Annotated in this window: 15 protein-coding genes; 7 read left to right on the top strand and 8 right to left on the bottom strand. The window is 64.4% G+C overall.

The annotated features are described in order from the left end of the window. Positions 1-9: 9 nt before the first annotated feature. Positions 10-1,218 (bottom strand): GNAT family N-acetyltransferase, encoded by a 1,209-nt coding sequence (locus HUI96_RS02930; RefSeq protein ID WP_237683913.1) that lies wholly within the window; start codon positions 1,216-1,218, stop codon positions 10-12. Positions 1,219-1,319: 101 nt separating this feature from the next. Between HUI96_RS02930 and HUI96_RS02925 the strand changes: the two genes are divergently transcribed. After that, positions 1,320-2,366, top strand: a complete 1,047-nt coding sequence (locus tag HUI96_RS02925) for a polysaccharide deacetylase family protein (protein WP_188253097.1) — start codon at positions 1,320-1,322, stop codon at positions 2,364-2,366. A gap of 27 nt (positions 2,367-2,393) precedes the next feature. Here HUI96_RS02925 and HUI96_RS02920 read toward each other — a convergent pair whose 3' ends face one another. After that, positions 2,394-2,603 (bottom strand): DUF2842 domain-containing protein, encoded by a 210-nt coding sequence (locus HUI96_RS02920; protein WP_188253096.1) that lies wholly within the window; start codon positions 2,601-2,603, stop codon positions 2,394-2,396. Between the two features lie 157 nt (positions 2,604-2,760). On the opposite strand from HUI96_RS02920, the gene HUI96_RS02915 reads away from it, so the two are divergent. Then, positions 2,761-3,852: a COX15/CtaA family protein gene (locus tag HUI96_RS02915; protein WP_188253095.1), complete on the top strand. Its 1,092-nt coding sequence runs from the start codon at positions 2,761-2,763 to the stop codon at positions 3,850-3,852. Between the two features lie 165 nt (positions 3,853-4,017). On the opposite strand, the gene glnA is transcribed toward HUI96_RS02915, so the two are convergent. Then, positions 4,018-5,427 carry a type I glutamate--ammonia ligase gene (gene glnA, locus HUI96_RS02910; RefSeq protein WP_188253094.1) on the bottom strand — a complete coding sequence of 470 codons (1,410 nt, stop codon included), beginning with the start codon at positions 5,425-5,427 and terminating at the stop codon, positions 4,018-4,020. A 60-nt stretch (positions 5,428-5,487) separates the two neighbouring features. Then, positions 5,488-5,826 carry a P-II family nitrogen regulator gene (locus HUI96_RS02905; protein WP_188253093.1) on the bottom strand — a complete coding sequence of 113 codons (339 nt, stop codon included), beginning with the start codon at positions 5,824-5,826 and terminating at the stop codon, positions 5,488-5,490. 295 nt (positions 5,827-6,121) lie between these two features. Between HUI96_RS02905 and HUI96_RS02900 the strand changes: the two genes are divergently transcribed. Next, complete coding sequence (locus tag HUI96_RS02900) at positions 6,122-7,615, top strand: NAD(P)H-hydrate dehydratase (RefSeq protein WP_188253092.1); 1,494 nt, start codon at positions 6,122-6,124, stop codon at positions 7,613-7,615. Positions 7,616-7,675: 60 nt separating this feature from the next. On the opposite strand, the gene HUI96_RS02895 is transcribed toward HUI96_RS02900, so the two are convergent. The 3 genes from HUI96_RS02895 to ald all read right to left on the bottom strand — a co-directional run bounded on the left by HUI96_RS02895 (position 7,676) and on the right by ald (position 13,252). Further along, a complete protein-coding gene (locus HUI96_RS02895; RefSeq protein ID WP_188253091.1) occupies positions 7,676-10,249 on the bottom strand; it encodes a GcvT family protein in 2,574 nt (857 codons plus the stop codon). A gap of 120 nt (positions 10,250-10,369) precedes the next feature. Beyond that, the gene (locus HUI96_RS02890; RefSeq protein ID WP_188253090.1) at positions 10,370-11,947 is read right to left on the bottom strand and encodes a trimethylamine methyltransferase family protein; all 1,578 of its coding nucleotides are present in this window, start codon (positions 11,945-11,947) and stop codon (positions 10,370-10,372) included. A gap of 189 nt (positions 11,948-12,136) precedes the next feature. Further along, the gene (gene ald / locus HUI96_RS02885) at positions 12,137-13,252 is read right to left on the bottom strand and encodes an alanine dehydrogenase (RefSeq protein ID WP_188253089.1); all 1,116 of its coding nucleotides are present in this window, start codon (positions 13,250-13,252) and stop codon (positions 12,137-12,139) included. Positions 13,253-13,402: 150 nt separating this feature from the next. On the opposite strand from ald, the gene HUI96_RS02880 reads away from it, so the two are divergent. Next, the gene (locus tag HUI96_RS02880; protein WP_188253088.1) at positions 13,403-13,876 is read left to right on the top strand and encodes an Lrp/AsnC family transcriptional regulator; all 474 of its coding nucleotides are present in this window, start codon (positions 13,403-13,405) and stop codon (positions 13,874-13,876) included. Between the two features lie 60 nt (positions 13,877-13,936). Beyond that, positions 13,937-15,199 (top strand): NAD(P)/FAD-dependent oxidoreductase, encoded by a 1,263-nt coding sequence (locus tag HUI96_RS02875; RefSeq protein ID WP_188253087.1) that lies wholly within the window; start codon positions 13,937-13,939, stop codon positions 15,197-15,199. Here the strand turns inward: HUI96_RS02875 and HUI96_RS02870 are convergent. Further along, the gene (locus tag HUI96_RS02870) at positions 15,174-15,851 is read right to left on the bottom strand and encodes a 5-formyltetrahydrofolate cyclo-ligase (RefSeq protein ID WP_188253086.1); all 678 of its coding nucleotides are present in this window, start codon (positions 15,849-15,851) and stop codon (positions 15,174-15,176) included. The genes HUI96_RS02875 and HUI96_RS02870 overlap by 26 nt on opposite strands. A 204-nt stretch (positions 15,852-16,055) precedes the next feature. Between HUI96_RS02870 and HUI96_RS02865 the strand changes: the two genes are divergently transcribed. Both HUI96_RS02865 and HUI96_RS02860 read left to right on the top strand, forming a co-directional pair. Then, the gene (locus HUI96_RS02865) at positions 16,056-18,035 is read left to right on the top strand and encodes a bifunctional 2',3'-cyclic-nucleotide 2'-phosphodiesterase/3'-nucleotidase (protein ID WP_188253085.1); all 1,980 of its coding nucleotides are present in this window, start codon (positions 16,056-16,058) and stop codon (positions 18,033-18,035) included. A gap of 384 nt (positions 18,036-18,419) precedes the next feature. Beyond that, entirely contained in the window at positions 18,420-19,259 is an 840-nt protein-coding gene (locus HUI96_RS02860; RefSeq protein WP_188253084.1) for a cytochrome c oxidase assembly protein, read from the top strand. The last annotated feature ends 47 nt before the right edge of the window (positions 19,260-19,306 follow it).

The raw sequence follows: 19,306 nt of genomic DNA, 5'->3' as shown, positions 1-19,306 counted from the left end.
GGCATCGGCTTAGTCGCTTTCCACGCTCGGCTTTCCCTCGCTCTGCCCGAGAGTGCGCCGTCTGATCGCCTTGGCAAACCGCCATATCATCGGGCTATTCTTCACCCCCAGCTTGAGGGTGGCAAGCATCCGCAGCCAAGCGGCGTAAAGCCTCCCTTTCATGCTCAGGGGGACGATCACATCGTAGTGGACCGTCTCGATGTCGCACCAGCCGCGCTTGTAGGGTTCGTCGCCCACGCTGAAATCGTAGAGGGGAAGACCCTGTTCGGCGGTCTCCCTGATGTTCTCGTAGAACAGGAACTCGCCGGGGCTGGCGTTTGAAGGTTCATCGTCGGCGATCGCGCCGAATTCGCAGATGAGGCGGTCGCTGGTTCGGCTCGAAGCGGTCATCGCGCGCAGACTGCCGCCGACCTCCAGTCCTTGCAGCGAGAACGGCTTTGGCGAGTGCGAAAGAGACTTTGTGAACAGCCGCCTGAAGAAGTTTTGCACTTCGGGCTCTGCGAACACATTGGGGATGCCGGCCTTGCGAAAACGCGCTGCCTTCATCTCGAAGAAGGCGTCCAGCAGCGCCTTCACCTCGCTCTCGGAACCCGCCTCGTAGCGTCGGAAGCCGCCGGCCGCTTCGAACTTGCGCTCATCGGAGCGGTGCTTCTTGCGTTTGCGCTTGCCGTTGGGGCGGGCCATGTACTGTTCGAACCCGCCCGACAGGTCGACGGCCAGCGAGATGTTCGGGCTCCGGGTGTGAGGGAGCGCCAGAAGCGGATTGGGACATCCGCCGTGTGCCGGGGCTAGTCGCTCCAGAGCGAGGATGTCGACGCCGGGCAGGGAGCGCGCAATCGCCGCCGGCAACGCGCGGAATGGCTTTTCGCCCGCGGCTGCCAACCAAGACGGGTCGACCGGCGCGAAATTGCCGTTGGCGTGTCGCCCGCCAAGAAGACGGGCCGTGTGACAGGGGCCGGTCTTCACGACCTCCAGCGCGATTGCGAAAACGGGATGTCTGTTTTCCGAAAACGTGGCGACGAAGGCTTGCGGCGCGGTGGCTTCCACCCAGCCCTCGATCCAGACTGGGTGTTGCGCAGGCGTATGGATGCCTCGGATGGCGATCGCCCTGTACTTGCCCAGCACATCGGCGTTCGCCGGGCTAATCGCAATCGCGTCCGCTGGATTGCCGGATCTGGAAGCGACGGCATTGGGCGCGAAGGAATCTGCCTTGGCCATGGCATCAACCATCCTTCAATCCTTCCAACCTATGCATGGTCCGATGATGGACGCTGTGCCTGTGCGGGAGCCGGGCGAGCCTAGGCCGAAAAGGTGAACGAATGCTCCACGGCCGGGAGGCCCTTCGCAAGCTGGTCCTCAATCTGGCCTCCGGCCTCGCCCCGCTGGCACGGCCGATCCTCGGCGGGATCGGCGCGATCCTTATGCTGCATAGGGTCACGGTCGACCCGGATCGGGCGCGAGGCTTCAACCGGCATCTCGCCATCACGCCGGAGTTCCTCGACCGGCTGATCGGTACACTGAAAGCCGACGGCTATGAGTTCGTCACGATCGACGAGGCGCTTGTCCGGCTTCGCCATGGTCGGGGAGGGCGGCGCTTCACCAGCATCACCGCCGATGACGGCTATCGCGATAACCTGATGGAGGCCCTGCCCGTTCTCGAAGCCCACGGCGTGCCGATCACAATCTACATCGCGCCAGGGTTGCTTGATGTCACGGCCTTCCCCTGGTGGGAACTGGTAGAGGAGATCGTCGCTCGCAGCAAGATCGTGCGGGTGCCCACGACGGACGGGGACGTCACCCTGAACGCGCAGGACGATCCGGTCGGGGCGAATGCCTGGCTGCACGATCACCTTCGCAAGGGACTGGCGGAGCATGATCGCCATGCGTTTCTCTCCGCCTTGGCCGAGGCGCATGGCGTCGGCGCTGCCGCGCTGAGCAGGGCCGCTTTCATGGACTGGGCGGAGATCGAGCGGATTTCAAGGCATCCGCTGGTGACGATCGGCGCGCACACGGTGCACCACTACAATCTGAAACGGCTGCAGGCGGATGAGGCGCTCCGGGAGATGGTGGAGGCAGCCGACATACTGGAGGCGCGGCTGGGGGCCCGTCCCAGGCACATGGCTTATCCCTACGGCTACAGAAGCGCGGTCGGCTGCCGCGAAGTGAAGCTCGCCGCCGAGGCAGGGTTCACGTCCGCCGTGACCACCCGGCATGGCCTGATCCAGCCGCAGCATGAAAGTCATCCCCACGCGCTGCCGCGCATTTCGATCAACGGCCGCTATCAGCAACTCGGCTACATCAGGACGATGCTGTCCGGCGTGATCACGCCGCTCGCCAATCCGGGCAGGCTCGTCGTCACCGTATAGGCTAGTCGGCCGGTTAGCCGCAGGTGCTCAGTCTCGCCGCGGTACCATCATCCATTTGATGATGGCCATGGCCGGCAAAATCCACAAAAGGCCGCTGAAGATGAAGAACGCCAGTTGGGCGAGCGCGCCCGCGTCGCCCAGTCTTGCCACGGCGACGGCGCTCGCAACCAGTGCATAAAGCACGACGAGCGCAATCAGCAGGACGGTCCCGATGAGTTTCTTCAGACGGATCGGCATCTTTGCTCCATCCCCGCTCCGTTAATTCGGAACGAGCGGCGGCGCAACCGATGGCGTCGAAAGCAAAACCGCGCGCGACTGCGTGTCGCGTGAGGCCGGCTTGCAACTCCACGCAGTCTGGTCCACCAATCCTGCGAATTCACGGAATTCTTCTCTCATGGCAGCCATTACTGACGTGCGATCGCCTCTGACCGAGCGGGATCGGCTCCTGCGCAATCGGGTTATGGTCCGGGGCTGGCTTTATTGCGTGCTCGTGGTGCTTTTCGCCCTGGTCCTGGTCGGCGGCGCGACCCGGCTGACCGACTCTGGACTGTCCATCACCGAGTGGAAGCCGATCCACGGCATCATCCCGCCCCTCAACGAGGCGGAATGGCAGGAGGAACTCGCGAAGTATCGGGAGATCCCGCAGTACCAGCAGATCAACAAGGGCATGAGCCTGGACGAGTTCAAGACGATCTTCTGGTGGGAATGGGCGCACAGACTGCTCGCGCGCGGCGTCGGCTTCGTCTTCGCGCTGCCGCTGATCTATTTCTGGGCGACCCGCCGGATCGAGCGCGGCCTCGGGCCGAAGCTCCTCGGCATCCTGGCCCTGGGTGGCCTGCAGGGTGCGATCGGCTGGTGGATGGTGGCCTCTGGCCTGTCAGAACGTGTCGACGTCAGCCAGTATCGCCTCGCCACCCACCTCACCATCGCCGCGCTGATCTTCATGGCGACAATGCTGGTCGCGCGCGGGCTGGCGCCGCACTCCGAAGGCCCAACCTCGCGCCCAGTACAGCGTTTTGCCGGCGTGATCGTGCTCTTCGTCCTCATTCAGATCTATCTCGGCGGGCTGGTCGCAGGCCTGGACGCCGGGTTGAGCTACAATACTTGGCCGCTGATGGACGGCAGCCTCGTCCCGGGCGGGCTATCTGTCCAGCAGCCGGCATGGGTGAATCTCTTCGAGAATCCCAAGACCGTGCAGTTCATACATAGGCTCGGAGCCTACATTCTGTTGGCTGCGGCGCTCTGGCATATGCTGGCGACCCTGTCCTCTGCGCCGGGCACCACGCACGCTCGCCGCACAATCGTGCTGTTCGGTCTGGTCGTTATCCAGGCGGCGATCGGCATCGTCACGCTCCTCATGCAGGTCCCGCTGGATGGTGCGCTGCTGCATCAGGGATTCGCGCTTGTCGTGCTCGGCTTCGCCGCCGCCCATTGGCGGGCGACCAAGGGCAGCTATCCGCTGGAGACGGATGTCGTCAAAGCCTGATCGCAGACAGGCGACCATCCGAAGCTTCGGCGGGAATCGGTACTCGGGGTTTCCAGCAGCGGAGGGCGACGCCTCAGGGGCGGTTACGTTGCGCCGAAGCTGGCACCCCAACAAAAAACCCCGGCGTCGCCGCCGGGGTTTTCGCAGTCCGTGCCTTAAGACGGATCACACCGAATAGTACATGTCGAACTCGACGGGGTGCGGGGTCATCTCGAAGCGCATGACCTCGGCCATCTTCAGTTCGATGTAGCTGTCGATCTGGTCGTCGTCGAAGACGCCGCCGGCCTTCAGGAAGCCGCGATCCTTGTCGAGGCTCTGCAGCGCTTCGCGCAACGAACCGCAGACGGTCGGGATCTTCTTCAACTCCTTCGGCGGCAGGTCGTAGAGATCCTTGTCCATGGCCTGGCCGGGATGGATCTTGTTCTTGATGCCGTCGAGGCCGGCCATCAGCAGGGCGGCGAAGCAGAGATAGGGGTTCGCGCCCGGATCGGGGAAGCGGATCTCGACGCGCTTCGACTTCGGCGAGGAGCCGAAGGGGATGCGGCAGGACGCGGAGCGGTTGCGGGCCGAATAGGCGAGCAGCACCGGAGCCTCGTAGCCCGGCACCAGCCTCTTGTAGGAGTTGGTGAGCGGGTTGGAGAAGGCGTTGATGGCCTTGGCGTGCTTGATGATGCCGCCGATGTAGTAAAGGCAGTTCTCGGAGAGTCCCGCATACTCGTTGCCGGCGAAGGTCGGCTTGCCTTCCCTCCAGATCGACATGTGCACGTGCATGCCCGAGCCGTTGTCGCCGAAGATCGGCTTCGGCATGAAGGTGGCCGTCTTGCCGTAGGCATTAGCGACCTGATGCACGACGTATTTGTGCATCTGCATCTTGTCGGCGTTGCGGAGCAGGGTGTCGAACTTCAGGCCGAGTTCATGCTGCGCGGCCGCGACCTCGTGGTGGTGCTTTTCGGTGCGCACACCCATCTCCGCCAGCACCGACAGCATCTCGGAGCGCATGTCCTGGCAGGAATCGATCGGCGGAACGGGGAAATAGCCGCCCTTGACGCGCGGGCGGTGGCCGAGGTTGCCGGTCTCGTAATCGGTGTCGTCGTTCGACGGCAGTTCGGTCGAGTCGAGCTTGAAGCCGGTGTTGTACGGGTCGACCTTGTACTTGACGTCGTCGAACACGAAGAACTCGGCCTCCGGGCCGACATAGACGGTGTCGCCGATGCCCTCGGAGCGCAGATAGGCTTCAGCCTTCCTGGCGATGCCGCGCGGGTCGCGGTTGTAGGCCTCGCCGGTGACCGGATCGAGGATGTCGCAGAGAATCACCATGGTGGACTGCGCGAAGAACGGATCCATGTGGACCGTCTCCGGGTCGGGCATCAGCACCATGTCGGACTCGTTGATGGCCTTCCAGCCGATGATCGAGGAGCCGTCGAACATGACGCCGTCGGCGAACATGTCCTCGTCTACCTCGGCGACATCCATCGTCACGTGCTGAAGCTTGCCCTTCGGATCGGTGAAGCGCAGGTCGACGAATTTCACGTCGTTGTCCTTGATCTGCTTCAAGATGTCGTTGGCTGTCGTCATGTCTCTTTCCTGTTCTGATGACGTTCTGAAAAACGGTTGGACGAGGCGCCGGACGGTGCCTCAGATGGCATCCATGCCGGTTTCGCCGGTGCGGATGCGCACGACTTCCTCGATGTTGGACACGAAGATCTTGCCGTCGCCGATGCGGCCGGTCTGCGCGGCCCTGCGGATCGCTTCGATTGCCCCCTCGACCGCGTCGTCGCCGAGCACCACCTCGATCTTCACCTTGGGCAGGAAGTCGACGACATATTCGGCGCCGCGGTATAGTTCGGTGTGGCCCTTCTGACGGCCAAAGCCCTTCGCTTCGATAACGGTGATGCCCTGCAGGCCGGCTTCCTGGAGCGCCTCCTTCACCTCGTCGAGCTTGAACGGCTTGATGATCGCTTCAATCTTCTTCATCGGGTCAGGCCTCCAGTCAAAAATTTGCGGGCTGTCGAGGCCCGCCTTGCCTATCATCTAGCAGGTTCCGTGCCAGTTTGCCGATCAGCCCCTATGTAGAGGGCTTCCCTTGCGTCGAAAGGGTCCCTCGCGGGCGGATGATGCGAGGTCGCCGTCGAGGATATTGCCGATTGATCTTTAGGCAGCCCCTGAATTGGGCATTGTGCCTAAAATTTGGGCGGGTTGGGTGGCTCACCCAATAAGTGTTCGCGCTGCTGAACCCTATGCTATCTCTCCCGTGGACGGAGAATGGATCATGCGGCTTGAAGTGCTCACGCCGGCGGAGATGAGCGAATGCGACCGCAGGACGATCGCTGCGGGACCGCTGGATGGCTACGGGCTGATGCTGCGCGCCGGGCAGGCCGTCGCCTCGACGGCACTCTCGCGCTATCCCGGGGCATCCCGCGTCGATGTGCTGTGCGGGCCGGGCAACAATGGCGGTGACGGCTATGTGGTCGCGGAGATCCTCCGACGCTCTGGTATCGAGGTCGCACTTTTTGCCGAAGGAAGCCCGAAGAAGGGAACCGACGCCGCCCGCGCCCGGACGGACTGCCGGATAGAGCCGCGGCCGCTTGCCGAGTACGCGCCGACAAAGGGCAACCTGGTCGTCGATGCGATCTTCGGGGCTGGGTTGGACCGCCCGGTGAGCGGAACGGTCATGAGGGCAATCGAGTTCACGGCCGAGGCGCGGGCCCCGGTGCTTGCGGTCGATCTTCCCAGCGGGGTTTCAGGCGAGACCGGTAAAATCCTGGGAACCGCCTTCAGCGCCGAACTTACGGTGACGTTTGCGCGATTGAAGCCCGGGCATCTGCTGCTGCCGGGCCGCACGAACTGCGGCGAGGTCATCGTCGCCGACATCGGCATACCGGACAGCGTGGTCGCTTCCGTTGGACCGAAATGTTTCGAAAACCGGCCGGATCTCTGGCGCAAAACTCTCCCGTCCTGGGCTGTCGACGTGCACAAATATTCGCGCGGCCACGTCGCGGCTTTTTCGGGAGGTCCGTCGGCGACCGGCGCCGTCCGCCTTTCGGCACTTGCCGCCGCACGCGCCGGGGCAGGGGCGGTGACGCTCCTTTCGCCCTCGGCCGCGCTTCTGGTCAACGCCGCCCATCTCACCTCGATCATGCTGCGCCGTTGCGATTCTGGGGTGGAGGCGCTCGACTTCATCTCGGATCGACGCGTCCGAGCCATCGTGTTCGGCCCCGGGCTGGCACCGGAAGAGCCTACCGCGGCCATGTTGAGGGAACTGCTGGGGGCAGGCGAAAACCCGGCGGTCGTGGTCGATGCCAGCGCGATCACGGCGCTTGCGCTTGATCCGGAGGGCTTCTTCGAGGTCAGCGCCGCCTATGAGGGTCCATTGGTCCTGACGCCCCACGAAGGCGAGTTCGCGCGACTCTTCCCGGATCTTGCCGCTCAGTCCGGTTCCAAGCTGGAGCGCGCCCGGCTTGCGGCCCAGCGCGCCTCGGCGGTGGTGCTCTTGAAAGGACCCGATACGGTGATTGCCAGCCCGGACGGCCGAGCCGCCATCAACTTCAATGGCACGCCTCTGCTCGCAACGGCCGGATCGGGGGACGTGCTTTCCGGCATCATCGCTGGCCTGCTTGCGCAGGGCATGCCCGCCTTCGAAGCAGCCTGCGCCGCGGCCTGGATGCATGCGGAAGCGGCGCGCTCGTTGGGGCCGGGCCTGATCGCCGACGATCTGCCCGGCGCGCTGCCTGGTGTACTCGGAAACCTTGAGGCGGGACGCTAGCGCATCCCGCTTGCGGTGCGGCAAAGCCCCATGGACCTGCCGCACACGAAGGGTGTCAAATCACCCGCGCATCTTCTCGCCCGCCGGGTCGAACAGCGCCACGCGGTTGATGCGCGCGGGCCGGCGCTCGCCAAGGATCTCGATTTCGAACAGGCCCTCGCTCTCGTCGTCGGCCAGTTCGGCCGGGACGTATCCCTGGGCGAGCGACTTCTCCACGTAATGCGCGTAGCCGCCCGAGGTCACCCAGCCCACCACCGACCATTCGCCGTCGTGGATGCCGCGGACCGCTGACGCGCCCGTTGCGGCCGTGGAGGAGCGTACCTCCTCGCCGGTGGCATCGAAGCGCGGCGCGCCGTAGCCGTGCGGCTTCTCGACCGTGCCGAAATCGCGGCCCTTCACCTTCGCCCAGATCGGCTCGTCACCCATGACGTCAGCGTCGAGCGCGTCGACGATGAGGGAGACACGCCGCAGCTTCGGCCCGTCTGCATGCTCCTTCGCGGCCGCCTCTCGGCCGATGAAGTCGTTCTTCTCCAGTTTGGTGAAGCGGTCCATCGAGCCCTCGAAGGGGCCGTAGATGGGCCGCAGTTCGCGGAACCAGGTCGGGAAATTCTTCTCAAGCCGCATGGACAGCAGCGCGCGCATGCCGAAGTCGACGATGCCGAACTCCTCGCCGGCCGACTTGATGGCGGCGTAGACCAGCCGCTGGTAGGCCGGCGGCATCCAGATCTCGTAACCGAGATCGCCGGTATAGGTGACGCGGTTGACCATGCAGGGCGCGCCGCCGACCGCCATCTCGCGAAAATCCATGAATTTGAATGCTTTGGTGGAGACGTCCACATCGGCAAGCTTCTGCAGCAGTTCCTGCGCCTTCGGGCCGGCGATGGAGAGACCGACCAGCGTCTGGTCGAAGCGGTGGATACGCACCGAGCCGTCCTTGGGCAGGTGCTTCTCGAACCAGCGCATGTGATACTTCTGGGCGGCCGACGAGCCCCAGATCATGAAGCGCTCGTCGCCGGCGCGGGCGATGGTGAAGTCGCCGATCAGCTTGCCGAACTCGTTCAGCATCGGGGTGAGCACGATGCGGCCCTTCTTCGGCATGCGGTTGGTCATCAGCCGGTTGAGGAAATCCTCCGCCCCGGGACCGGTGACCTCGTACTTGGCGAAGTTGGCGATCTCGGTGACGCCGACGCTCTCACGCGTCGCGCGAACTTCCGCGCCGATATGCTCGAAATCGTTGGAACGGCGGAACGATACGATGTCCTTCGCCTCGGTGCCCTTCGGCGCGAACCAGAGCGGCGTCTCCAGGCCCCAGCTGTCGCCCATGACCGCGTTCTGCGCGACCATGATGTCGCACAGCGGCGTCGTCTGCGCGGGGCGGGCGGCCGGCAATTCCTCGTTGGGGAAGCGGATCGAGAACCGCCGCGAATAGTTTTCGCGGACCTTCGCGTTGGTGTAGCGGAGCGACGCCCATTCGCCGAAGCGCGAGACGTCCATGCCCCAAACGTCGAAGCCCGGATCGCCGTTCACCATCCAGTTGGACAGCGCCAAGCCGACCCCGCCGCCCTGGCTAAAGCCGGCCATGACGGCGCAGGCGCACCAGAAATTGGTGAGCCCCTGCACCGGGCCGACAAGCGGGTTGCCGTCCGGCGCAAAGGTGAAGGGGCCGTTGATAACCTGCTTGATCCCGGCACTGGCGATCCCAGGGAAGTGCTTGAAGCCGAGTTCGAGCGAAGGCGCGATGCGATCAAGGTCGGGCTGAAGCAGTTCGTGACCGAAGTCCCACGGCGTGTTGACCGGCGACCACGGCTTGCAGGCCTTTTCATACGTGCCGAGCAGGATGCCGTTGCGCTCCTGGCGCGTGTAGATCTCGCCCTTGAAGTCGAGCACGCCGACCATCTCGCGGCCGGTTTCCTTGTTGAAGGCCTCGACCTCCGGCATCGGCTCGGTGAGCAGATACATGTGCTCCATGGCGAGCACCGGCAGCTCGACGCCGACCATGCGGCCGACCTCGCGCGCCCACAGGCCGCCGCAGTTCACAACGTGCTCGGCCTTAACCGTGCCCTGCTCGGTGATCACGTTCCAAGTGCCGTCGGGATCCTGGGTAAGCTCCTTCACCGGGTTGCGCAGGACGATTTCGGCGCCGAGATTCTTTGCCGCCTTGGCGTAGGCATGGGTGGTGCCGGACGGATCGAGATGGCCCTCGACCGGGTCCCACATGGCGCCGACGAAATTCGTCTCGTCCATCAGCGGGAACATCGCCTTCGCTTCCGAAGGCGTGATCAGTTCGGTGTCCATGCCGAGATAGCGCCCTTTGGCGTGGGCGAGCCTGAGGAAGTCCATGCGCTCCGGCGTATCGGCCATCATCACGCCGCCGGTGAGGTGCAGCGAACAGGACTGGCCGGAGATCTCCTCCAGTTCCTTGTAGAGCTGCACGGTGTAGGCCTGCAGCTTGGCGACGTTCGGGTCGCCGTTCAGCGTATGGAAGCCGCCGGCCGCATGCCAGGACGAGCCGGAGGTCAGCTCCGAGCGCTCGATCAGCATGACGTCGGTCCAGCCCGCACGGGCGAGATGGTAGAGCACCGAACAGCCGACGACACCGCCGCCGATCACAACCGCTTTGACGTGGGATTTCATAAGGATGGGTCCGTAGGGTGAGAAGATGGATTGGATTGGCCAGGCAAATTACGTGGTTCCCCCACTCCGTTGGTGACCACCATCCTCCGGGGGTGTTCGCGTATGGGGGCCATGATGAGATCAGAAATCCGTCGGGGCGCCGCCTTCGGCCTTGCGCTTCTCGACGAAGGCGTCGAGTTCCTCGCGGATGGCCGGGTCCATCGCCGGCTGCTCGTAGCTCGCCAGCCGTTCCTTCCAGATGCGGTTGGCGCGTTCGATTGCGGTCGGGGAGCCGGCCATCGACCAAGTCTCGAAATTGCGCCAGTCGGACAGGATCGGCGCGTAGAAGGCGTTCTTGTAGCGTGACTGCGTATGCGGCGTGCCGAAGAAGTGCCCGCCGGGGCCGACGTCGCGGATGGCATCGATCGCCAGCGCGTCCTCAGACAGGTCGAGCGGCGTGAGGAACTCCGCAATCATCTGCAGGAGGTCGATGTCGAGGATCGTCTTCTCGTAGGAGCAGCGCAGGCCGCCTTCGAGCCAGCCCGCCCCGTGCAGGACAAAATTGCCGCCGCCCTGGATCGCGCCCCAGAGTGAGAACACACTCTCATATGCCGCCTGGGCATCGACAGTGTTCGCGGCGCAGACGTTCGAGGTGCGGTAAGGAATGCCGTAGCGGCGCGCCAACTGCCCGCCGACCAACTGCGCCTTCATGTATTCCGGCGTGCCGAAGGCCGGCGCGCCCGACTTCATGTCGACGTTGGAGGTGAAGCCGCCATAGCCCACCGGCGCGCCCTTCCGCACCATCTGCGTGAAGGAGAGCCCGGCCAGCGCTTCGGCGTTCTGCTGGACCAGTGCACCCGCGATCGTGACCGGGGCCATGGCGCCCGACAGGGTGAAGGGCGTGACGATCACCACCTGGCCGGCGCCGGACATCTGGATGATGCCCTCCATCATAGGCACGTCGAGCTTGAGCGGTGAGTTGGTGTTGATGATCGTATAGACAGACGGCTCGCGTTCGAACTGCTCGCGCGAGATGCCGCGCGCAATCCGGGTCATCTCGATGCCGTCGACATTGCGCTCGAGGCCGAGCGAATAGATGTGGAAGACTTTATCGGTCAGCGTGGCGAGGTCGCGGATGCATTCCAGGTGGCGGATCGAGGGGTGGATGTCGATCGGCTCGACCGGATAGCCGCCGGTCGTGTGCAGGATATTGTGCATCTGCGCCAGGCGCAGGAAGTTGCGGTAGTCTTCCTGGTTGCCGGGGCGCCGGCCACGGTCGATGTCAGAGCAGTTCGGCGCGGAGGCCATCTGCGAGAAGACGATGTTGTCGCCCCCGAAGCGCACGTTGTGCGCCGGATTTCGCGCGTGCACCGTGAATTCGGACGGGCAGTGTGCCATGAGGCCCATGATCACGTCCGGATCGAAGCGCACGCGCACCGAATCCTCGCGCACGTCCGCGCCATGCGCCTTCATGATGCGGCGCGCATCGTCGTGCAGCACGTCGACGCCGATCTCCTTGAGTACCCGCAGGGAAGCGAGATGGATCGACTCGAGCTCGTCCTCGGAGATGAGGTTGGTCGGTGCGAAGGGGCGCCTCAACTGTTGAAAGGCGGGCTGCTCGAAGGACGCGCCTGCGCCGGCGCGCTTGCCGGCGCGTCCGCCGCGGCGGGCGCGGTCTGCCGGAACGGCCTGTTCGGCGGGCTCTACGGCGGCGTTCATGATACTGACCCTCACTTTGGCTGAGCGAGGCGGAATATGACGGCGCAATCGATCAGGCGTTGCGGTGGCGGCGACCAATTGGGCCAGCAAAGCGACATGGCGAAGAAGGCGCGTTACGCGCATCCCTCACGAAAGAAACCCGCCGGTTGGGCCGGCGGGTGAAAGGTGGAACGACGATGCCGGCTCCCATCAGGCGGCAAGCACCGCCTTCGGCTCCGCCAACTCATAGCCGAGGGACTCGGCCACGGCGCGGTTGGTGATCTTGCCCTTGTGGACGTTGAGGCCGTTGCGCAGATGCGCGTCGTCGACGATCGCCTTGAGGCCCTTGTCCGCGAGTTGCAGGCCGTAGTGCAATGTCGCGTTGTTCAGCGCATGCGCCGAGGTGACGGGCACCGCTCCCGGCATATTGGCGACGCAGTAATGGAGGATGCCGTCGATCTCGTAGGTCGGGTCGGCGTGCGTGGTTGGATGCGAGGTCTCGAAGCAGCCGCCCTGGTCGATGGCGACGTCGACCAGCACCGCGCCCTTCTTCATGCCCGACAGCATCTCGCGGGTGACCAACTTCGGGGCGGCGGCACCCGGGATGAGCACGGCGCCGACCACCACGTCGGCCGAGAAACACTCTTCTTCGAGCGCCTCGACGGTCGAGTAGCGCGTGTGGACACGGCCGTTGAATATGTCGTCGAGCTGGCGCAGGCGCGGAATCGAGCGCTCGATGATCGTGACGTCGGCGCCCAGGCCGACCGCCATCTTCGCCGCATTCAGGCCCACCACACCCCCGCCAATCACGGCGACCTTACCGGGCAGCACGCCGGGCACGCCCCCAAGCAGCACGCCGCGGCCGCCATTGGGCTTCTGCAGGGCGGTAGCGCCCGCCTGGATGGAAAGGCGTCCAGCCACTTCCGACATTGGCGCAAGCAGCGGCAGGCCGCCGCGGTCGTCGGTTACTGTTTCGTAGGCGACTGCCGTCACGCCGGAGGCGAGCAGGCCCTTGGTCTGCTCCGGATCGGGAGCGAGGTGCAGATAAGTGTACAGGATCTGCCCTTCGTGCAACTGCACCCATTCGCTCGGCTGGGGCTCCTTGACCTTCACGATCATGTCTGAGCGCGCGAACACTTCCTCGGCCGTCCTGGCGATTGAGGCGCCCGCGGCGCGATAGGCGCCGTCGTCGGCGCCAACGCCGGCTCCCGCGCCGGTCTCGACCAGCACCTCGTGGCCGTGTGCGACATATTCGCGGACGGCGCCGGGGGTGAGCCCGACGCGATACTCATGGTTCTTGATCTCCTTTGGGCAGCCGACACGCATTGTCGTTTCCTCCAGCCTGTAGGCCTTTCCCCTAGGGAATAGATTAAATCACCCTGCGGCACGTAGGTCCTTGCGAAGACGGTTGTCCAAGCCCCGCTTGTTCGTTACTTCTTGCGCCAGTGGGGGCACTGGCCGAAGGAAGCTTCAGGAATGGCTCTGGACAGGATCGATATTGCCATTCTCGACACGCTTCAGAAGGACGGCAGAGTGTCCAATGCGGCGCTCGCCGAGAAGGTCGGACTGTCGCAATCCGCCTGCTCGCGGCGGCTCGACAACCTGGAGAAGACGGGGGTCATTCGAGGCTATCACGCGCGGCTTTCCAACGCGGCTCTCGGCCATCAGATGACAGCTATCGTCCACATATCGCTGTCTGGCCAGTTCGAGAAATCGCTGTCCGAGTTCGAGGCCGCGATCAAGCGCTGCCCGAACGTTCTCTCCTGCCATCTCATGTCGGGGGAATACGACTACATCCTGCGCATTGCCGCAAAAGACCTTGCCGACTACGAGCGGATCCACAAGGAGTGGCTGTCGGCCATGCCGCATGTGACGAAGATCAATTCCTCCTTCGCGCTGCGCGAGATCGTCGACCGGACGGCGCTGGGGCTGAAGCCCGAGATGGCCTAATTGCCCGCTTGAATCTGCCTGTCTCCCGCCACACTTCACCATCGAAGCGTGGCGATCTGGATGAGCGGAGAGCAGCATCACGTGGTCGTGGTGGGCGGCGGCTTCGGCGGCCTCGAATTCACGCGCGCCATGGCCGACGCTCCCGTGCGCATAACCTTGATCGACCAGCGCAACCATCACCTGTTCCAGCCACTGCTCTATCAGGTGGCGACCACCTCGCTGGGCACTTCCGAGATCGCTTGGCCGATCCGCCATCTCTTACGGCGCGAGCAGGAGGTGACCACTCTTCTTGCGACTGTGACGGGGGTCGATGCGAAGCTCAAATGCATCGTTCTCGACGACGGCACGTCGATCGCCTACGACACGCTGGTGCTCGCCACCGGTGCGCGTCACTCCTATTTCGGCCATGACGAGTGGGAGGAGTTCGCGCCCGGCCTCAAGACGCTGGAGGATGCGACCACGATCCGGCGGCGCATCCTGCTTGCATTCGAGAATGCCGAGCGCGATTTGGATGAGGACGAGCGCCAGGCACTCCTGACCTTCGTGATCGTCGGCGGTGGCCCCACGGGGGTCGAGCTTGCCGGAACCATCGCGGAACTGGCGAAGGAGATTCTCCCCGGCGAGTTCCGGTTGATCGATCCGGCGCAGGCGCGGGTCGTGTTGATCGAAGGGGGCGACCGGGTCTTGCCGGCATTTCGGCCGGAACTTTCGGAATATGCGAAATCGGCGCTGGAACGCCTTGGTGTGACAGTGAAGCTAGGCCACCAGGTCACGGCCTGTGACGCTGAGGGTGTGAAGATCGGCGAAACCCGCCTGCCGTCGAGGACCATCCTCTGGGCCGCCGGAGTTGCCGCATCGCCGGCGGCGGAGTGGCTGGGAGTGGCGGCCGACAAGGCAGGAAGGGTGATCGTCGGGGACGACCTGACCGTACCGGGCCACCCCGACATCTTCGCCATCGGGGATACGGCGCTCGTCAAGCGCCCCGACGGACGTACCGTTCCCGGTATCGCGCCGGCAGCCAAGCAGGAGGGCAGGCATGTTGCCGAAACGATCAAGGCAAGGCTTGGCGGTGAATGGTCCCCGCGACCTTTCCTCTACAAGCACGAAGGCGATCTCGCGACCATTGGCAAGCGGGCGGCCGTCATTGACTTCGGAGACCTGTCGTTCCGCGGCAGGATCGCCTGGTGGCTCTGGGGCTTCGTCCACATCTTCTTCCTGATCGGTCTGCGCAACCGCATATTCGTGGCGCTGAGTTGGTTGTGGACCTATACGACGGGGAGCCGCAGCGCGCGGCTGATCACGCAGGGCCCGCAGCCTCGGTGACGATGAGGCTCATCGGAATGTCGTGCGGCTGCGGGTAGATCGTCGGGATCCGCTGCATCTCGTAGCCGACGCCTATCACCAGTGGCTTGCGGGGCAGGGCGGCAAGCGTCCGGTCGAAGAAGCCGCCCCCGTAGCCCAGTCTGTAGTTGCCCGGGTCGACCCCGACGACCGGCGCGATGACGACATCCGGGATTACTTCTTCGCCGTCCGCTGGAATCGGGATGTTCCATACGCCCTTCTCCAGCCGGTCGCCCGGTCTATAGGCGCGGAAGACCAGCGGCTGGCCCTTCTCGATGACGACCGGCAAGGCCGGCCGACCGCCACGCGCCACCAGCGAGGCCATCCAGCCGCGCAGGTCCGGCTCGCCGCGGAACGGCCAGTAGAGGCTCACCGTCTTTCCGGCGGGGCTGCCGATCGCCGCATCGATCCCTTCCGCGATCCGGGCCGACATCTCTGCCCGCCTGTCGGCGGAGATTTCCAATCGCGCTGCGATCAGCCGTTCGCGCTTGGCCTTTCGCCAGCGGCGAACATCGGCCCAAAGCACAGGATCGGCTGGATTCGTGGGTTCGGCCAGACCCTCGACCTCGTGCATGAAGCAGGGCGGCGATGCATAGGTGGCGCCGGGCTTTTCGTCGGGATCGTCTGCGGTCATTGCGGCTCGCTCCTCCCTGCTTATGGAACTCTATGCCCCAGGCTCAGCCTAGGCCGATGGAATCGCGACAGGGTGCCGCTCAATGGCGACGAGCCGCTGCACAAAGTCACGCCAACGTCTTCCAAGACTGCTGGACTCGCTTCGTCGTTGCAGCGAAAGTCTTTCCAGCAACCGGATTTGTCCACGCGCCTTCAGGAGAAGTCTATGGATCATACCCCGCCATCTCTCTCGCGCCGTTCCTTCCTCGCCGGCAGTGCCGCCGCCGGAGCCCTGATCATCCTTCACCCGTTCTCGGCCCGAGCGCAGGCCAACCAGGCGCATCTGCGCATCATGGAGACCACCGACATTCACGTGAACGTGCTGCCGTATGACTACTATGCGGACAAGCCGAACGACACGATGGGCCTGTCGCGGACGGCCTCCCTGATCAACGCGGTGCGCAGCGAGGCGACCAACGCCATCCTCGTCGACAATGGCGATTTCCTGCAGGGCAATCCGATGGGCGACTTCATTGCCTATGAGAAGGGATTGAAGGAAGGCGACGTCCACCCGGTGATGAAGGGCATGAACGTCCTCGGCTACGAGGTGTCGACGCTCGGTAACCACGAGTTCAACTACGGCCTGTCCTTCATGGACAAGGTGCTCGGCGGCGCGAAATTCCCGGTCGTCTGCGCCAATCTCATCCGCGGCACCGAACTCGGCGCAAACCCACGCGACGACAAGCTCTACCTCAAGCCCTACCTGATCGTGGAAAAGAAGCTCAAGGACGGCGCCGGCACGGAGCACCCGATCAAGATCGGTTTTATCGGCTTCGTCCCGCCGCAGATCATGATCTGGGACGCCAAGAACCTCGCCGGCAACGTGATGACGCGCGACATCGTCGAGGCGGCCAGAGCCTGGGTGCCGCAGATGAAGGAGGAGGGCGCGGACATCGTGGTCGCGCTTTCGCACTCCGGCATCGACGTGAGGCAGACCGCCATGATGGAGAATGCATCCTTCTTCCTGGCGGGTGTTGAGGGCATCGACGCCGTGTTCACCGGCCACCAGCACCTGGTCTTCCCAGGCAAGAAGGATTTTCAAGGCCTGGAGGGCGTCGACCCCCAGAAGGGCACGCTGCAGGGCAAGCCCGCCGTCATGGGCGGCTTCTGGGGCTCGCATATGGGCCTGATCGATCTCCTCCTCGATCGCGACGGTTCGAAATGGCGGGTGGTTTCGGCGACCTCTGAGGCGCTGCCGATCTTCGAGCGCGTCGACAACAAGAACAAGGCGACGGTGAAGGACGACGAGCGCGTGGTCGAGGCGCTCAAGGAGGACCACGAGGCGACGCTCGCCTATGTGCGCCGGCCGGTCGGCAAGACGGCGGCGCCGCTCTACTCCTACTTCGCCCTAGTCGCTGACGATCCCTCGGTACAGATCGTGAGCCAGGCGCAGACCTGGTACATCAAGGATCTGTTGAAGGGGAGCGAGTGGAAGGACCTGCCGGTTCTCTCGGCGGCCGCGCCCTTCAAGGCGGGTGGTCGCGGCGGACCGGACTACTATACGGATGTGCCGGCCGGCGACATCGCCATCAAGAATGTGGCCGACCTCTACCTCTATCCGAACACGGTGCGGGCGGTTGCCATCACCGGCGCGCAGGTGAAGGAGTGGCTGGAGATGTCGGCCGGCATCTTCAACCAGATCGAGCCGGGCAAGCCGGACCAGAAGCTGATCAATCCGGACTTCCCGTCCTACAATTATGACGTCATCGACGGCGTGACCTACAGGATCGACCTGTCGCAGCCTCCTAAATACGACCCCAAGGGCGCGGTGCTCAACGCCTCCTCGAGCCGCATCAAGGACCTGATGTTCGACGGCAAGCCCATCGACCCGGCCCAGAAGTTCGTCGTCGCGACGAACAACTACCGTGCCGGCGGCGGGGGAAATTTCCCGGAGATCAACGAATCCAAGATCGTCTTCGAGGCTCCGGACACCAACCGCGACGTCATTGTGCGCTACATCGTCGAGCAGAAGACCATCAATCCGTCAGCCGACGACAACTGGTCCTTTGCGCCGCTCGGCGGCGCCACGGTCATCTTCGAGACCGGCCCGAAGGCCAAGGACTTCATCGCCGACCTGAAGGCGGTGAAGATCGAGTCCGCAGGGCAAGGCGAGGGCGGCTTCGCCAAGTACAGGATAACGCTCTGACATTCTTCCCCGCGGAGCCCGTCGCGTGAGGGGATCGCGACGGGCCGTCGTGCCAGGCGGGAGGGACCTCACGACATCGCAGGGATTTGCGAAGGGACTGCGATCCGCAGGTCCAACTTGGCACTTCCGCGAAGGTTCCCTTCGGGAAGACTAATCTGACCGAAAAACATTTCTGGCCCAATCGGCAGGATAGCCGCTCTGTTTTTGGTCTCTCGACGATCGGAAGGCATCTCAGGCACTCGGCGAAGCGTCCGACCCGTGCGCTGCACCGTCATCGCTCCCATGCCGGCAGGGCGGGTCTGCGATGCAGGGAACAAAGCTTCGTCGCAGGTGTTCGCGGCGAAGTGAGATGCCTTCAGCAGGCGCGCGGAGAAGAGCCGAGGGATGACGCCAGCCTATGCCCATGAGGGCGGCAACCACGCGGCGGAAGCCCTCGGGTGGAGCTTCGAGCCCTGGGTGGTGTGGCCCATGTTCGTGCTCGCCGTCCTTTATGCCGCCGGAAGCAGCAGGCTCGCTCGCCGCGGCAGCGCGGACCGGTGGAGGTCCGCCGTCCTGTTCTGGGCCGGTTTTGCCACCCTTGCGCTGGCGCTGATGTCTCCGCTCCATGCCTACGGCACACGGCTGTTCTCGGCCCACATGATCGAGCACGAGATCATGATGATCATCGCGGTCCCGCTGATGGTGGCGGCGCGCCCGGGGCCGGTGCTTTTATGGGGTGTGCCGCACGGCTGGCGGCAGCCGCTGATGCGGCTGCTTCGGGGCCCCGTGCTCGGATGGGCATGGCGGGCCTTCACCGAACTCACCAGCGCCACGCTGCTGCATACGGCGGTGATATGGGTCTGGCACGTGCCGTCCTTCTTCGAAGCGGCGGTGAGGAACGAAGGGCTGCATGTGATCCAGCATCTGTCTTTCGTCGTCTCGGCCGCATTCTTCTGGATCGCCGTACTCGATCGGGACCAGCGCCGGCACGGCCAGGGGGCGGCGGTGCTGGCCCTCTTCTTCACTTCGATCCAGGCGGCGCTGCTGGGTGCGCTGCTCACCTTTTCGACGAAGCTCTGGTACCCCGACGGCCGTGATCCGATGGAACTGATCGGCATGACAAGGTCGGAGGATCAGGCACTCGCCGGACTGATCATGTGGATCCCGGCCTGCAGCCTCTATGTCGTCGCGGCGCTCATCCTGATGGCCCGGTGGCTGATGCAGATGGATCAGCGCCACGCCTGAAAATTCAACGGGCCGCCCGGGAGCGACCCGTCTGAGAGTAAGGTGAG

The organism is Pseudaminobacter soli (ex Zhang et al. 2022) (assembly GCF_014595955.1).
GTDB classification, from domain to species: Bacteria; Pseudomonadota; Alphaproteobacteria; order Rhizobiales; family Rhizobiaceae; genus Kumtagia; species Kumtagia pseudosoli.
The sequence above is the reverse complement of the archived record's forward strand: the minus strand, read 5'-3'. Positions and strand labels throughout refer to the sequence as shown.

Excerpts from the sequence above, each read along its gene's own strand:
- HUI96_RS02930 (WP_237683913.1), bottom strand. The coding sequence starts at position 1,218 with ATGGCCAAGGCAGATTCCTTCGCGCCCAATGCCGTCGCTTCCAGATCC.
- HUI96_RS02925 (WP_188253097.1), top strand. The coding sequence starts at position 1,320 with ATGCTCCACGGCCGGGAGGCCCTTCGCAAGCTGGTCCTCAATCTGGCC.
- HUI96_RS02920 (WP_188253096.1), bottom strand. The coding sequence starts at position 2,603 with ATGCCGATCCGTCTGAAGAAACTCATCGGGACCGTCCTGCTGATTGCG.
- HUI96_RS02915 (WP_188253095.1), top strand. The coding sequence starts at position 2,761 with ATGGCAGCCATTACTGACGTGCGATCGCCTCTGACCGAGCGGGATCGG.
- glnA (WP_188253094.1), bottom strand. The coding sequence starts at position 5,427 with ATGACGACAGCCAACGACATCTTGAAGCAGATCAAGGACAACGACGTG.
- HUI96_RS02905 (WP_188253093.1), bottom strand. The coding sequence starts at position 5,826 with ATGAAGAAGATTGAAGCGATCATCAAGCCGTTCAAGCTCGACGAGGTG.
- HUI96_RS02900 (WP_188253092.1), top strand. The coding sequence starts at position 6,122 with ATGCGGCTTGAAGTGCTCACGCCGGCGGAGATGAGCGAATGCGACCGC.
- HUI96_RS02895 (WP_188253091.1), bottom strand. The coding sequence starts at position 10,249 with ATGAAATCCCACGTCAAAGCGGTTGTGATCGGCGGCGGTGTCGTCGGC.
- HUI96_RS02890 (WP_188253090.1), bottom strand. The coding sequence starts at position 11,947 with ATGAACGCCGCCGTAGAGCCCGCCGAACAGGCCGTTCCGGCAGACCGC.
- ald (WP_188253089.1), bottom strand. The coding sequence starts at position 13,252 with ATGCGTGTCGGCTGCCCAAAGGAGATCAAGAACCATGAGTATCGCGTC.
- HUI96_RS02880 (WP_188253088.1), top strand. The coding sequence starts at position 13,403 with ATGGCTCTGGACAGGATCGATATTGCCATTCTCGACACGCTTCAGAAG.
- HUI96_RS02875 (WP_188253087.1), top strand. The coding sequence starts at position 13,937 with ATGAGCGGAGAGCAGCATCACGTGGTCGTGGTGGGCGGCGGCTTCGGC.
- HUI96_RS02870 (WP_188253086.1), bottom strand. The coding sequence starts at position 15,851 with ATGACCGCAGACGATCCCGACGAAAAGCCCGGCGCCACCTATGCATCG.
- HUI96_RS02865 (WP_188253085.1), top strand. The coding sequence starts at position 16,056 with ATGGATCATACCCCGCCATCTCTCTCGCGCCGTTCCTTCCTCGCCGGC.
- HUI96_RS02860 (WP_188253084.1), top strand. The coding sequence starts at position 18,420 with ATGACGCCAGCCTATGCCCATGAGGGCGGCAACCACGCGGCGGAAGCC.